9 protein-coding genes are annotated in these 15605 nt (G+C 45.4%); 8 read left to right on the top strand and 1 reads right to left on the bottom strand.

What is annotated here, in order from left to right:
• Positions 1-726: 726 nt before the first annotated feature.
• On the bottom strand, positions 727-1734 hold the full coding sequence (locus tag BUC01_RS07125) for an aldo/keto reductase (protein ID WP_025834444.1): 1008 nt from the start codon (positions 1732-1734) through the stop codon (positions 727-729).
• Positions 1735-2036: 302 nt separating this feature from the next.
• On the opposite strand from BUC01_RS07125, the gene BUC01_RS07130 reads away from it, so the two are divergent.
• The 8 genes from BUC01_RS07130 to BUC01_RS07165 all read left to right on the top strand — a co-directional run bounded on the left by BUC01_RS07130 (position 2037) and on the right by BUC01_RS07165 (position 15585).
• Positions 2037-4337, top strand: a complete 2301-nt coding sequence (locus BUC01_RS07130) for a glycoside hydrolase family 3 N-terminal domain-containing protein (RefSeq protein WP_073313124.1) — start codon at positions 2037-2039, stop codon at positions 4335-4337.
• Between the two features lie 181 nt (positions 4338-4518).
• Positions 4519-5406, top strand: a complete 888-nt coding sequence (locus tag BUC01_RS07135) for a helix-turn-helix domain-containing protein (RefSeq protein ID WP_034524656.1) — start codon at positions 4519-4521, stop codon at positions 5404-5406.
• 73 nt (positions 5407-5479) lie between these two features.
• Positions 5480-6763: an acetylxylan esterase gene (locus BUC01_RS07140; protein ID WP_025834441.1), complete on the top strand. Its 1284-nt coding sequence runs from the start codon at positions 5480-5482 to the stop codon at positions 6761-6763.
• Positions 6764-6777: 14 nt separating this feature from the next.
• Positions 6778-8064 (top strand): glycoside hydrolase 5 family protein, encoded by a 1287-nt coding sequence (locus tag BUC01_RS07145; protein ID WP_025834439.1) that lies wholly within the window; start codon positions 6778-6780, stop codon positions 8062-8064.
• A gap of 1 nt (position 8065) precedes the next feature.
• The gene (locus BUC01_RS07150; RefSeq protein ID WP_025834437.1) at positions 8066-9046 is read left to right on the top strand and encodes a glycoside hydrolase family 5 protein; all 981 of its coding nucleotides are present in this window, start codon (positions 8066-8068) and stop codon (positions 9044-9046) included.
• Positions 9047-9266: 220 nt separating this feature from the next.
• Positions 9267-12470 (top strand): SusC/RagA family TonB-linked outer membrane protein, encoded by a 3204-nt coding sequence (locus BUC01_RS07155; RefSeq protein WP_073313126.1) that lies wholly within the window; start codon positions 9267-9269, stop codon positions 12468-12470.
• A gap of 20 nt (positions 12471-12490) precedes the next feature.
• Positions 12491-14221, top strand: coding sequence for a RagB/SusD family nutrient uptake outer membrane protein (locus BUC01_RS07160; protein WP_073313128.1), 1731 nt, complete (start codon positions 12491-12493; stop codon positions 14219-14221).
• 20 nt (positions 14222-14241) lie between these two features.
• On the top strand, positions 14242-15585 hold the full coding sequence (locus tag BUC01_RS07165; RefSeq protein ID WP_025834435.1) for a glycan-binding surface protein: 1344 nt from the start codon (positions 14242-14244) through the stop codon (positions 15583-15585).
• Positions 15586-15605 lie beyond the last annotated feature (20 nt).

A 15605-nucleotide genomic window follows, 5' to 3' on the forward strand; every position in this document is an offset into this window, starting at 1 on the left:
AAATTTGTATTCTTTTGTGGGAAAGTACTGCTGGATTGTGGCTCGAAGAAATGAATTATTTCACCACAGAGGACACAGAGGTTATGATTATCTCGGAATTAGAAGTATAAAAACTCTGCGTCCTCTGTGGTGAATTAATTCATAACTGTGCAGTAATGAAGCAAATGATAATTTAGCACAGCCTAAGCCTGAAAGGCTTTCATCTTATAGCCCGGGGCAGCGCCCTGGGAATGAATCGTTCCCCACAATCTTACGCCCTGTAAGGGCAAAAGCTGATATGTGCTGTTATGCCCTTACAGGGCGCAGGGATAAACATAACTCAATTCCCAGGGCGCTGCCCCGGGCTATAAGATGAAAGGCTTTCAGCCTTGAGCTGCGCAATAATCACCTGTTTTATTCAACCCCGTATAGAAATGAGTGAAATGCTTCCTATTCATTTGTGTGAATTTTCTACCAGCTAAGCAGTAAAATGTAACTATTTGATTATGAGTACATATAAATAGAGGCTATCTCAGTCGTATACCGAGATACCCTAAGTATACGACTGAGGTACCCTAAATATATGTCCCGGGTTATGTATCTGTTTTTTTGTGAAAAATATTCCTTTGTCATTTGGCTCATAACCGCTACAAAAAGGAGGCAGATACTACTGACCATCAAAAGCGGACTGATAAATCATCATTTCATTCATATCCGCTACAGAAACGGATTAATTCCGCCAACAAGTTACTTCTGATTGTATATCCGATTTATTTTCTCTATTTCTTCCGTAGTGAAAGTAGTGTTCTTTATGGCTTCCAGATTGTCCTTCAACTGGGCTACGGAGCTTGCACCAATGATGACGGAAGTCACCATCTCATCTTTCAGCACCCATGCCAGAGCCATTTCGGCAAGAGTCTGTCCGCGGAGAACGGCAAGTTCGTTGAGGGCTTTGATTTTGTTCAGGACTTCGTCCGTCAATGCTTCTTTTTTCAGGAAGCCGCCTCGGGCAATGCGTGAATCTTCGGGGATACCATTCAGGTAGCGGTTTGTCAACAATCCTTGTGCCAGTGGTGAGAAAGCGATGAAACCCGTTCCGTTTTCTTTGGCTTGTAGCAAAATACCTTCTTCTTCCGGTTCCCGGTTGAACATATTATATCTTCCTTGATAAAGCAGACAATGTACGTCTCTTTCTTCGAGGTAACGGTAAGCAAATTCGGCAGCCTCTTTCGGATATTTGGAGATGCCCACGTATAGGGCTTTGCCTTGGCGAACAATGTCAACAAGGGTTTGCAGCGTTTCTTCCAACGGAGTTTCCGGGTCGTAGCGGTGTGAGTAGAAGATGTCTACATAATCCAGGTTCATCCGTTTCAGACTTTGGTTGAGGCTGTTCATCAGATATTTTCGGGAGCCCCACTCACCGTAAGGGCCGGGCCACATGTCATGACCGGCTTTGGTGGAGATAAACAGCTCGTCCCGGTAGGGGAGGAATGACTTCTTCATTATTATTCCGAAGGTTTCTTCAGCAGAACCGTAGGATGGGCCGTAATTGTTGGCAAGGTCGAAATGGGTGATGCCTTGGTCGAAAGCGTAATGTGCCATCGCTTGGGAATTGGCCAGCGTGTTCACGTCGCCGAAGTTGTGCCATAAGCCTAAGGATATTTTGGGCAGCAGGATGCCGCTTCGTCCGCACCGGCGGTACTTCATACCATTGTCATACCGGTTACTGTCGGGAGAGTAAATGGGGTTTATCATGTTATTGGTTTTAAGAGATTATTCGAAGTACAAAAGTATACAATTCTTCCGGAAAAGGCTTGTTTTGGTCATCAAAAGTATGAAGAATACAACTGATACCTCGATTTGAAACAAATTGTACTACAATTGGATAAGAAACTGTTGCCGGAAATTCATAGAGAGCGCTATCTTTGCGGTGTAACGGTGCAGAAATGAATTATTTCACCACAGATTACACAGATTAGCACAGAATTAATTTATTAATAATCAGAGATATCTTCCCTAATCTGTGTAAATCTGTGGTGCATCAAAACCTAATAATAATGAAGAAAATTATCGCAACTATGGCAATCGGAGCTTGTTTATGTTCCTGCGGCGGAGACAGGACGGAAGTATATAAAGACCCTTCCGCCCCCGTGAAGGACAGAGTGGAAGACCTCTTGAAGAGAATGACCCTGGAGGAGAAAGTAGGGCAGATGAATCAGTTCGTCGGCGTAGAACACATCAAGGCCAACAGTGCCGTGATGAGTGAAGATGAATTGAAAAACAATACCGCAAATGCTTTCTATCCCGGTTTCACGGAGAAAGATATAGAGAAATGGACGGAGGAAGGGCTGGTAGGCTCTTTCCTGCATGTGCTCACTATCGAAGAAGCCAACTATTTGCAATCACTCGCCATGAAGAGCCGCTTGCAGATACCTATTATCTTCGGTATCGACGCCATCCATGGCAATGCCAATGCGCCCGATAACACGGTATATCCCACCAATATCAACCTGGCTTGTTCTTTCGATACGCTGATGGCTTACCGGATAGCCCGTCAGACTGCAAAAGAAATGCGTGCCATGAACATGCATTGGACGTTTAATCCGAATGTGGAAGTAGCCCGTGATGCCCGTTGGGGACGTGTAGGCGAGACATACGGTGAAGACCCTTATCTGGTGACACTTCTGGGTGTGCAGTCCGTAAAAGGTTATCAGGGCGATCTGAACGGTAGCGAAGATGTACTGGCCTGCATCAAACACTTTGTTGGTGGCAGCGAGCCCATCAACGGAACAAACGGTTCTCCTACGGATCTGTCCGAGCGTACTCTGCGCGAAGTTTTCTTCCCGCCTTTCGAAGCGGGCGTCAAGGCCGGTGCTATGTCACTGATGACTGCCCACAACGAACTGAACGGCATCCCTTGCCATAGCAACGAATGGCTGATGCAGGATATTCTGCGTGACGAATGGAACTTCCCCGGCTTTGTGGTCAGCGACTGGATGGACATCGAACATATCCACGACTTGCACGCCACTGCCGAAAATCTGAAAGAAGCATTCTATCAGTCCATCATGGCAGGTATGGATATGCACATGCATGGCATTCACTGGAACGAGATGGTAGTGGAACTGGTGAAAGAAGGCCGCATCCCCGAGTCCCGCATTGATGAGTCTGTGCGCCGTATTCTTGATATCAAGTTCCGCCTCGGTCTTTTTGAACAACCCTATGCCGATGAAGCCGGAACCATGAAGATACGCCTCTGCGACGAACACCGTGCAACTGCCCTTGAAGCCGCCCGAAACGGTATCGTGCTCTTGAAGAATGACGGTGTACTTCCTTTGGACGCTTCCAAATATAAAAAGATAATGGTGACCGGCATCAATGCCGACGATCAGAATATCCTGGGTGACTGGAGTGCGCCTGAAAAAGACGAGAACGTCACGACCATCCTCGAAGGACTGAAAATGATTGCTCCCGATACTCAATTCGACTTTGTAGACCAGGGATGGGATCCGCGCAACATGGATCCGAAGAAGGTGGCCGAAGCTGCCGCACGTGCCAGGACTGCCGACCTCAATATCGTCGTGGCCGGAGAGTACATGATGCGCTTCCGCTGGAATGACCGTACCGACGGTGAAGATACCGACCGCTCCGATATCGACCTGGTAGGTCTGCAAAACGAACTCATAGAGAAAGTCGCCGCTTCCGGCAAACCGACCATTCTTATTCTGGTGAACGGACGTCCGCTTGGTGTGCAGTGGGCCGCCGACAATCTTCCCGCAATCGTGGAGGCATGGGCACCGGGCATGTGCGGCGGTCAGGCGGTAGCCGAAATTCTTTATGGCAAGGTGAATCCGTCGGCCAAACTGGCTATCACCATTCCTCACAGCGTAGGACAGTTGCAGATGATTTATAACCATAAGCCGTCGCAATATTTCCATCCGTATGCGGCGGGCAAGCCGAGCACTCCGCTTTATCCGTTCGGTTACGGCCTTTCTTATACCACTTATAAATATGATGACTTGCAACTGGCACAAAAGGAAATCAATAAAGATGGTATGGTAGATGTCAGTGTGAAGGTGACCAATACGGGCGACCGTGATGGAGTGGAAATCGTGCAGCTGTATATTCGCGACCGTTTCAGCAGTGTCACCCGTCCGGTGAAGGAACTGAAAGACTTTGCTCGTGTGCCGTTGAAAGCCGGTGAAAGCCGGGTGGTAAAATTCAGCATCACTCCCGACAAACTGGCTTTTTATGATAAGAAAATGAAGAAGATTGTGGAACCGGGCGAGTTTATCGTGATGGTGGGTGCATCTTCCGACGATAAAGACTTGCTGAAGGACACTTTCTGCGTGAAATAAAAACAGAGTTAATAGAATCGGTGATTGCTTTTATGTAAGGTTATATCTTTCCTATGGTCAGGTATAACCTTATCTTTTGGCCGATATAACAAATCTTACCCCATAATATAACAAATTCTACCAGTCGGTGATTAAAAAGAATGGTTATATTTGTGACATGATACTTTTTTAACCAATCGATATGGAAAACTCAAACTACATCATGAGGGAAATTACTCCCTTGTCCGACCGCGATTGCTTTTATATCGCCGACCGTCGTAAGACGGAGTTTACTTACCCTATTCACTGCCATGCCGAGTTTGAACTGAACTTTACAGAACATGCAGCCGGTGTCCGCCGTGTGGTGGGCGATTCTACCGAAGTGATCGGGGACTATGACCTGGTGTTGATTACCGGTAAAGAATTGGAGCATGTGTGGGAGCAACATGAATGCACTTCGAAAGGGATACGTGAAATCACTATCCAGTTCTCGTCAGACTTGTTTTTCAAGAACTTCATGAATAAGAACCAGTTCGACAGCATCCGGTACATGCTGGAGAAAGCGCAGTGCGGCATCAGCTTCCCGATGCAGGCTATCATGAAGGTGTATAACTGGCTGGACAGGCTGGCTTCGGAAGAACAAGGCTTCTATGCGGTGATGCATTTTCTGAGAATACTTTATGAATTGTCGCAGTATGACGATGCCAAAGTGTTGTCCAGTTCTTCGTTCGCCAAGATAGAAACATTCTCGGATAGCCGGAGAGTACAGAAGGTGCAGAAGTACATTGCCGATCATTATCAGGAGGATATCCGTCTGAATATGCTGGCGGATATGGTAGGTATGACGCCCGTTTCGTTCAGCCGCTTCTTCCGGTTGCGCACGGGGAAGACTCTTTCCGACTATATCATTGATATCCGTCTGGGGTTTGCCACTCGTCTGTTGGTGGACTCTACCCGTACCATTGCCGAAATCTGTTATGACTGCGGTTTCAATAATCTTTCCAACTTCAACCGGATGTTCAAACGGAAGAAAGATTGTTCGCCGAAAGAATTCCGCGAAAACTACAGGAAGAAGAAGATTGTGATATGATAATATTGTATCATTCTTTTTCTTGGAAACCACGTACTTTTGCAGACAACGAATAAATCTTTAGTTTTATACCATGAAAAAAATATCACTTCTTTTGGGATGTCTGTTGTGCATGCTTGCCACGACGGCGCAGATACGCGGTAATGAAATCCGCGTAGTGGTTTCTCCCGATCATACCGATTGGAATTATCGTCTGAATGAGAAATGTACATTCACTGTACGAGTACTGAAAGCTCAGAACGTTTTACCGGATGTGAAGGTAGACTATGAACTGGGTCCGGAAATGTATCCTACTGAAACCCGAAAAGGTGTGGTGTTGAAAAATGGCGAACTGGCCTTGCACGGAACAATGAAAACTCCCGGTTTTCTGCGTTGCAAAGTGAAGGCTCACGTGGGCGGCCGTACATATGAAGGACTTGCCACTGCCGCCTATGCCCCCGAGCAACTGCAACCCGTAACGGAGTTTCCTGCAGATTTCCGTGACTTCTGGGCGAAAGAGTTGGAAGAAGCGCGTCATACTTCCCTCCAACCGCTGATGACTTTACTTCCCGAACGTTGCACCTCGACGGTGAATGTGTATCATGTCAGCTTTCAGACTGACCGTTGGGGTTCCCGTTTTTATGGCATTCTTTGTATGCCGAAGAAGGAAGGCCGGTACCCCGCTCTGTTGCGTGTGCCCGGTGCCGGTATTCGTCCCTATGCGGGCGATGTCTATACGGCGGAACAAGGTGCTATCACTTTAGAAGTCGGTATACATGGCATTCCTGTTACAATGGAACAGTCATTCTATGATAATCTGATGAATGGCGCACTGAATTGTTACTGGACTTTTTGCCGGAATGATTTGAAGAATTTCTATTATCACCGTGTAATTATCGGTGCTTTACGTGCCGTCGACTTCATCTGCGAACTGCCGCAATATAACGGGCAGGCTCTTGGAGTAACCGGTTCCAGCCAGGGAGGAGCGCTGTCCGTGATGACGGCTGCCCTTGACTCGCGTGTCACTTTTTACGCTGCCGTACATCCGGCACTGTGCGACCATGAAGCATACACCAAAAAGCGTGCTTGTGGCTGGCCTCACTATTTCTATTATTATGGAGCACCCGATGCAAAAGAACTCAAAGTGGTGCGTTACTACGATACGGCAAACTTTGCCCGTTGCCTCACCGTGCCCGGATGGTTCAGCTGGGGGTATAATGATAATGTTTGTCCGCCGACTTCCATGTATGCTGCCTACAATGTGGTGACTTCTCCTAAAGAACTTCATCCGTATCTGGAAACAGGGCATTATTGGTACCAGGAACAATGGGATGAATGGCTGGCATGGATATGGAAACAGATGGGAATAAGTAAATAATAAAAACTGATAGTATGAGACACTTATTTTTATTGACTCTTCTTATCTCCTTGCTGGGCGCATGTACCCCTAAGCCGGCTGAAAATCCGTTTGTATATGTGAATGAGGACGGACAGTTCATCCGTAACGGGAAACCTTATTACTATGTAGGTGCCAACTTCTGGTATGGTGCTATCCTGGGTTCAGAAGGTGAAGGTGGTAATCGTGAGCGCTTGCATAGAGAGTTGGACTTTCTGAAAAGTAATGGCATCAATAACTTGCGTGTATTGGTAGGTGCGGACGGTGAAAATGGTGTGAAAACCCGTGTGGAGCCTTCTTTGCAAATAGCGCCCGGTGTGTATAATGATACTATTTTAGCCGGTCTGGATTATTTCATGAATGAACTGCGCAAGCGTGATATGACTGCCGTGCTTTATTTGAATAACTCTTGGGAATGGAGTGGTGGTTATTCCGTATACTTGCAATGGTCGGGGCACGGTAAGGCTGTGGTGCCTGCGGTGGACGGCTGGCCTGCCTATATGGAATACGTGAAACAGTTTCATCAATCGGACAGCGCGAAGGTCTTGTTTGCCAATTACGTCAGGGATATCGTCACAAGAACCAATAGGTATAATCAGATAAAATATGTGGATGATCCCACGCTTATGTCCTGGCAGATTGGCAACGAGCCTCGCGCTTTTTCTGACGAAAATAAGGAATCATTTGCGCAATGGATGGCAGATGTAGCGTCACAGATAAAGTCGCTTGACTCTAATCATCTGGTCTCTTCCGGAAGTGAAGGTGCATGGGGATGTGAAGGGGATATCGCTCTTTACGAGAAGATTCATTCCGACCCGAATATCGATTATCTGAATATTCATATCTGGCCTTATAACTGGGGGTGGGTGAAGTCCGACAGCTTGACGGAACTTCTTCCGCAAGCCAAAGAGAATACGAAGAGGTATATTGATGATCATATGGTAGTGGCACGGAAGTATAAGAAGCCTGTCGTGCTTGAGGAGTTCGGCTTTCCGCGCGATGGTTTCCGGTTCTCTAAAGATGCGCCTACCACAGCCCGTGATGAATATTATGGTTATGTGTTCGACCTGATTCGCCGGGATCGCGAAAGCGGCGGTCTCTTTGCCGGATGCAACTTCTGGGCGTGGGGCGGTTTTGCCGAACAGAATCCCGGACATGTGTATTGGGAGAAGGGAGATGATTATACGGGTGATCCGGCACAGGAGCAACAAGGATTGAATTCTGTTTTTGCGACGGATACTACGGTTGGGATTATTAAGGCTGAAAATGAAAAACTGAAATAAGATGATGAATATTTGGAAAGGTATATTGGCTGCCTTTATGCTGGCGGCAGTGTTCGGGTGCGGTATGGGTACGTCGAAGAAAAATGGTTCGGGAGAAGTTGTGGAACAACTGCCTCGCTTGTGTGTGACCGGTACACAGTTGATGAATGAAAAAGGAGATACAGTGGTATTGAAAGGGGTTAGTTATGGCTGGCATCAGTTTTGGCCCCGTTTTTATAATGCTTCCACGGTGGCTTACCTTTCTGAAGACTGGGGAGCGCAGGTGCTTCGCGCTTCTATGGGGATAGAGCTGGACACTGCCTATCTGGAACGTCCGCAAATGGGTATTGACTGTGTGCAGAAAGTGGTGGATGCAGCTATTGAAAATGATGTTTACGTGATTATTGACTGGCATAGTCATGGCATCCGCCAGGAAGAAGCAAAGGATTTCTTTGCTAAGATGGCAACCCGCTACAAAGGTGTCCCCAATGTTATTTATGAGATATTCAATGAACCGGTGGATGATAGCTGGGAACAGGTGAAGACTTATTCTGTGGAAGTTATCAAAACGATTCGCGCCATAGAGCCGGAAGCTGTTATTCTGGTAGGTTGCCCGCATTGGGACCAAGATATTCATCTAGCGGCTGATGACCCTATTACGGGGTATGATAATATAATGTATACTGTCCACTTCTACGCTAATACCCATGGACAGTGGTTGCGCGACCGCACTGACTACGCTTTGGGTAAGGGACTTCCTATTTTTGTTTCCGAATGTGCCGGTATGGAGGCCAGTGGCGACGGTGCCATCAATAAGGAGGAATGGCAAAACTGGCTGGACTGGATGCAGCGGCGTTCCATAAGTTGGGTTGCATGGTCTGTATCGGATAAGGATGAGACTTGTTCGATGCTTCTTCCGTCCGCTTCTTCCGAAGGCAATTGGAAAGATAAGGACTTGAAAGAATGGGGACGGATGGTCCGTGACGAACTACAGGCAAAATAAATCCTTCGGGCATTTGTCATCCTTCGGCTACGCTCCCTTAGATGACAGATACCGATAATATAAAATAAATAAGAGAACATGCTTATGGGGTGTGAACTGATAGTATTGCTTTGTCAATATAGTATTAGCTCTTGATAAAATTATACTTGTTTGCGCTATCGACATCACCTACCTTTGCATTGAAGGATTTACAGAATTTTTTAAATCTAATAGTTATAATATGAAGAACTTTATGTTGTTTCTGATGACGCTCTTCCTGAGCTGTCATGTGATGGCCCAACAGACCACAGTTACCGGTACAATTACTGACGGTACGGATGGTTCCCCTCTGATTGGCGCCAATGTCCTGGTAAAAGGAACCGGTACCGGTTCTATAGCGGACGTAAATGGAAAATTTAGTGTGAGTGTTCCGACCGGTAAAGATGTACTGGTAATTTCCTGTATCGGATATAAGCAACAGGAAATTACCTTGAAGCCGGGACAAAAAGTCGTGAATGTGGTGATGAAAGAAGACTCTGAACTTCTGGATGAAGTAGTGGTTGTAGGTTACGGTACGATGAAAAAGAGTGACCTTTCCGGTGCTTCGGTATCTATGGGCGAAGATAAAATTAAAGGCTCGATTATTACGAATCTTGACCAGTCTTTGCAGGGACGTGCAGCCGGTGTGACGGCGGTGCAGACTTCGGGTGCCCCAGGTTCAGCTTCCTCTATCCGTGTACGCGGACAGGCCACCATCAATTCTAATGCCGAACCGCTTTATGTGATAGATGGCGTGATTGTGCAAGGCGGAAGTACAAGCGGTTCTTCTTTAGGCTTTGGTGATGCGCTGGACAATGGTACTACGTCTACTATTTCCCCATTGTCAACCATTAACCCCGCTGACATCTTAAGTATGGAGATTCTGAAAGATGCTTCTGCTACAGCTATCTATGGTGCACAAGGTGCGAACGGTGTGGTTCTGATTACTACTAAGAGAGGTAGAGCCGGTGAAGCCAAGTTCTCTTACGATGGTATGATGGCTGTAAGTCGTCAAACAAAACGTTTGGATATGCTCAATCTCCGGGGCTTTGGAGGGTATTATAATGATTTTGTGGCCTCAGGCTTCGGGGGCGTGAAAGAAGATCCTTATTATAGTGATGTTTCTTTGTTGGGCGTAGGTACCAACTGGCAGGATGCCATTTTCCAGACAGCTTTCCAACAGCAACATCAAGTGTCGGCACAAGGTGGTACGGAGAAAATCCAGTACTATGTATCGGCCGGTTATATGGATCAGGAAGGTACTATCATCGGTTCTAACTTCAATCGTTTATCTTTACGCGTAAATTTAGATGCGCAGTTGAAGAAATGGCTGAAATTGGGGTTGAGTGCTACGTTTGCCGATTCGAATGATGACATAAAGTTGGCTGATGGTGCCGAAGGTATTGTCGGTTTCGCTCTGACTTCTTTACCTGAGGCTCCTATTTATGACATTGATGGAAACTATGCCTCTTTTGCCCGCGAGAATTACAGCATTCATAACCCTATTGCCAAGGCTATGGAGCACAACAATATGTTGAATCGCAAGAAGCTTTCAGGTAATATTTACGCAGAACTGACACCAGTCAAGAATTTGACATGGCATGCGGAACTAGGTTATGATATTGGTTACAGTAAGGCAGAAGTGTATAACAACGCCATAGACTTGCCTAACTGGAAAGAAGCTAATGAAAGTAGTATTCAGAAAAATAACAATACTTTCTGGCAGTTGAAGAACTACGTGACTTATAATAACACGTTTGCCGAGAAGCATTCTGTAAGTGCAATGATAGGTCAGGAATGCTGGGAAAGTAAATATGACTATACTAAAGTCGCTAACTCCAATCTGCCTTCCGACGCTGTACATAATCCGATGTTAGGTACTAATACCCCAACCATTGGTGCTGGTTTTGGCAGTAGTTCTATGGCTTCGTTCTTTACCCGTTGGACTTATAGCTATGACAACCGTTACAATGCTACCTATACTTACCGTTACGACGGTTCCTCAAACTTCGGCCCGAACAATCGTTGGGCAGGATTTCACTCTTTCGCTCTGTCTTGGCGCTTTACTAACGAGAAGTTCATGAAGAATATCAAATGGATCAGCAATGGTAAATTACGTGCCGGTTGGGGGCAGACTGGTAATTCCAGTATTAATTCTTATGTGTGGGGTGTGAATATGCAACAGGTGTATACCTCGCTTGGAGCTGGTTACCGTCCGCAGAATATTCCTAATCTGGATGTGAAATGGGAGAAACAAGAACAGATAAATCTGGGACTTGACCTCGGTTTCCTCAATGATAGAATTAATGTAACTCTCGATTGGTATCAAAAGGAATCCAAGGATATGCTGATGGATTTGCAGATGCCTACTTACATGGGTACCTCGGGCAATGATAACTCTAAACTGCGAGCACCGATGGGTAACTACGGACACATCCGTAATACTGGATTAGAGTTGACGCTGAATACTCACCCGTTGATTGGCAATTTCCAGTGGGACTCGGAATTCCAGATTTCTTGGAATAAGAATAAGTTGATAGCCTTGAACGGTACAGCCAGTTCGGCCATTATGGGGTATGCGCAATGGGGAAGTACATTGGTAAGCCTTTCTGATACAGGCGAAAGTCTCTACTCTTTTTATGGATATGTGACAGATGGTATTTATCAGGACCTTGCCGATTTGCAAACTTCACCCAAACCTGTGAAATATCCGGCGAATGGAGTGTTTGATGGTGCTAATACTGTATATGTGGGTGATATTAAATACAAAGACCTGAATGGTGATGGTGTGATAAACGAGAATGACCGTACCAATATCGGTTCACCCATGCCTAAGTTCACATTCGGGTGGAACAATACGTTCCGCTATAAAGGCTTCGACCTGAGTATTTTTATCAACGGAAGTTATGGCAATAAAGTGATGAATCTTACTAAACGCAATCTGACTACCATGAGTTCTCCTTGGGCCAATCAGCATGCTGATGTTTTGAAACGTGCCCAACTGGAACCGATTGATCCTTCTATTGTATATACCGACGGTACGAAGTGGTACAATCATGTGGAGAATGTACGTGTTGCCAATCCGAATGCTTCTTTACCGCGTGCTATTATCGGTGATCCTAACGATAACGACCGTATCAGTGACCGTTATGTGGAAGACGGTTCTTACATTCGTCTGAAGAATATTTCGTTGGGTTATACCTTCCCTAAAAAGTGGATGAGCAAGTGCGGTATAGAGAATCTGCGTGTTTACTGTAACATTCAGAATCTGCTGACCATTACAGGCTATGACGGCTATGACCCCGAGATAGGTGTCAGTACAATGTCTCCGAATGTATATGGTGTGGACTTTGGACGTTATCCTTCACCTACTACTTATTCCTTTGGTTTGAATCTCTCTTTTTAACCGTTTAAATAGAATAACACATGAAAGTATCAAAACTTAAATATATAGCAATGGGAGCGATACTGGGATTATCCTTCGTATCGTGCGAGGATTTCCTTGACAGACCCAATGAGGATAGTTACAACGATGGCAACTATTTCCAGAATGATGCCCAGACCAAAGTAAGTGTCAATACACTTTACAATTCACCGTGGTACGACTTTTTGAGTCGTGGATATTATAAGATTCCTGAGGCATTGTCGGGTAACTTGCTTTTGGGTGGAAGCCCTTATGCCAATTTTACGGTAAACGGCAGTGACGAAGATATGAAAAGTACATCTAACTCATTGTGGGCTGTCAATGCGCAGGCCAATACCATTTATAACCGATTGAAAACGGCCAATGCTTCTGAAAGTGTGAAGAATACCGCTATGGGCGAATGTCTGGCCTGGAAGGCGATGGCTTATTTTTATCTGGTACGTATTTTCGGTGAAGTGCCAATCGTTCATGATAACAGTTCGGAAATAGCGGCAGGCAACTACAATGAAAAATATAAAGTGAAAGCTGCCGACATTTATGAATATATCATTATGACCTTGGAAAAGGCCATTGAATTACTGCCGGAGGAAAATCAAGCCGGGCGTATAGACCGATGGGCTGCCAAAGGATTGCTGGCCAAAGTTTACCTGACAAAATCCGGAATCAACGCCAACGGAAACGGACAACGGGATGCAGATGACCTGGCTAAGGCTGCCAATTATGCTAAAGATGTCATCAATAATTCAGGTAAACAGCTGATGGCTAATTATGAGGATATTTTCAAAGGAGAAAATGATTTTTGTGATGAGAGCTTGTTTGGCTGGCGCTGGACTGCTGAACAAAATAATTATACCTGTGGAAACTGTCTGACTTCGGAACTTGCCATGAAGGGCTTTGAAACTTATAATTGTTGGGGTGATTGGACTGCACCTTCTGTTGACTTGCAGGATGCGTTCAATGTTTCTCCGCTTGATAATCCTACTCAGCGGAACCAGAGTGATGCCCGCCGCAAAGCCACAATGATGATGGCTGGTGATAAGTATAGTTATTGGTGGCAGGACAAGGGAGGATTCAATTATCTGGATTTTCTTTATGATAAGGAATATGCACCCGGTTCTAATGACGGTTTGCAGTCGGGCACCGGTGCCAATATCGCTAAGCATCTTTATGGAAATACAAACGACCATATCAAGACGTTCGGTATCAGTCCGGGACAACAATGCAGCTCGTTGAGTACTCATGTGCTCCGTCTGGCGGATATATATCTGGTTTATGCCGAGGCTGTAATCGGTAACAACAATTCTACTACGGATGCAAGTGCCATTGACGCTTTTTATAAAGTTCGCCAGCGTGCTGTATCTGCTTACGAAAGACCTTCCAGTATCACTCTTGACCAGGTTTTGAAGGAACGTCGTTTAGAAATGGCCTTTGAAGGTGACTATTGGTTCGACCTTGTTCGTATGTCTTATTACGATGTAAATAAAGCAATGGATATCATTAAAGCGCAACGCCGTAACGGTTACTATGGATTACCCGATCTCTACAAAGAGTATAAGATGAATAATGTATGGAACGTAGATGAATCTACCATGTACTATGAGACTAATACTCCGAAACCTAATGTGACGGCATCTATTTTCAAACTCCCCCTTCCTGACGAAGATGTGGTGTATAATCCCCATTTGCTGGATGAGGCTCAACACGTGGATGTAAGAACGGAGTTTGTTTATTAATCAGTTAAACAGTAATGAATATGAAAATGAATATATATTTCAAAGGGTTGGTAGTAAGTCTGCTGCTGATTGCGGGAATGTTTACTTCATGTGAGGACCAGCCTGATAAGTTTGAGCTTACCGGTGGTCTGCCCCAGGTGAGTTATATACGTATGCCTTATTTGGCACAGTCGGATTCGCTTATTGTGGAGGCAAGTCTGAAATCTGTTATTTGCCTTGTGGGTGATAACCTTACAAGTATCAAGGAACTCTATTTTAATGATCAAAAGGCACAGTTGAATACCAGTTATATCACATCTCATACTATGATTGTACAGATACCTGACAATATACCTGAAGAAGTGAGTGACAAAATTTATATGGTGACTGCCTCGCAGGATACGGTAGAATATGCTTTCCATGTGATCGTTCCCAAGCCGATGATAGCTTCTATGTCATGTGAATACGCTACTGCCGGAAGTGAAGTGACTCTTTATGGAAATTACTTCATTGATGATCCTAATGTGCCGCTTACTGTTATTCTTCCAGATGGTAAACAACTTACCACGTTTACAAAGCTCACTAATAGTACTATCACTTTCAGAATGCCCGAATGTGATACAGAGGGCTCTATTCGTGTAGCGTCTATTTATGGCGAGAGTACTTCTACGTTCCACTATCTCGATTCGCGTGGCCTTATGTTCGACTTTGACGGAAAGACTGGTTTGGGTAATCACGGTTGGCACGAAAGAGAAATCAAGACGGATGAAACCTCACTTACGGGCAACTTTGTCCAGTTGGGTGACGGTACATCAAAAATGAGTGTGGACGGTGGTTGGAACGACGGTGTATTTGCATTCGAATATTGGTGTGGTTCGTGGGATAGTCCGCAGAATGTGACATCGGGTGATGGTATTGCATTGCATAATCTGGTAGATTTTACAGATTTTGCTAATATGGCCTTGAAGTTCGAGATGTATATTCCTACGTCTAATCCGTGGAGTGCGGGTGCTATGCAGATTTGTTTTGCAGGTTATGACAAGGTGACGCTGAGTGGTAATCCTATAGAAGGATTTGACGGGGTTGTTGCAGGAGCCAATGCCAAGGTCTTTAATGGAGAAGATGGTTTAGGGGCATACGGTCGTGCGTTGTACCGCCCTTGGATGGATACCGGCTCTTACGATACCGGTGATAAATGGGTAACTGTAACTGTACCTATTTCCAACTTTACTCTCGACCGTTTAGGTGCAGCGGCTGAAAGTGTTCCCAGTTCACCGGGAGATTTTGCCAGTCTGACATTCTTCGTTGTAGGCGGAGGTGTGAATGGTACAGAGTGTACGCCGATTATCAAAATCGATAATATCCGTGCGGTTCCCAATAAATAACCTTTAAAGATACTATAGAT

This window comes from Bacteroides stercorirosoris, from assembly GCF_900142015.1.
Taxonomy (GTDB): Bacteria; Bacteroidota; Bacteroidia; order Bacteroidales; family Bacteroidaceae; genus Bacteroides; species Bacteroides stercorirosoris.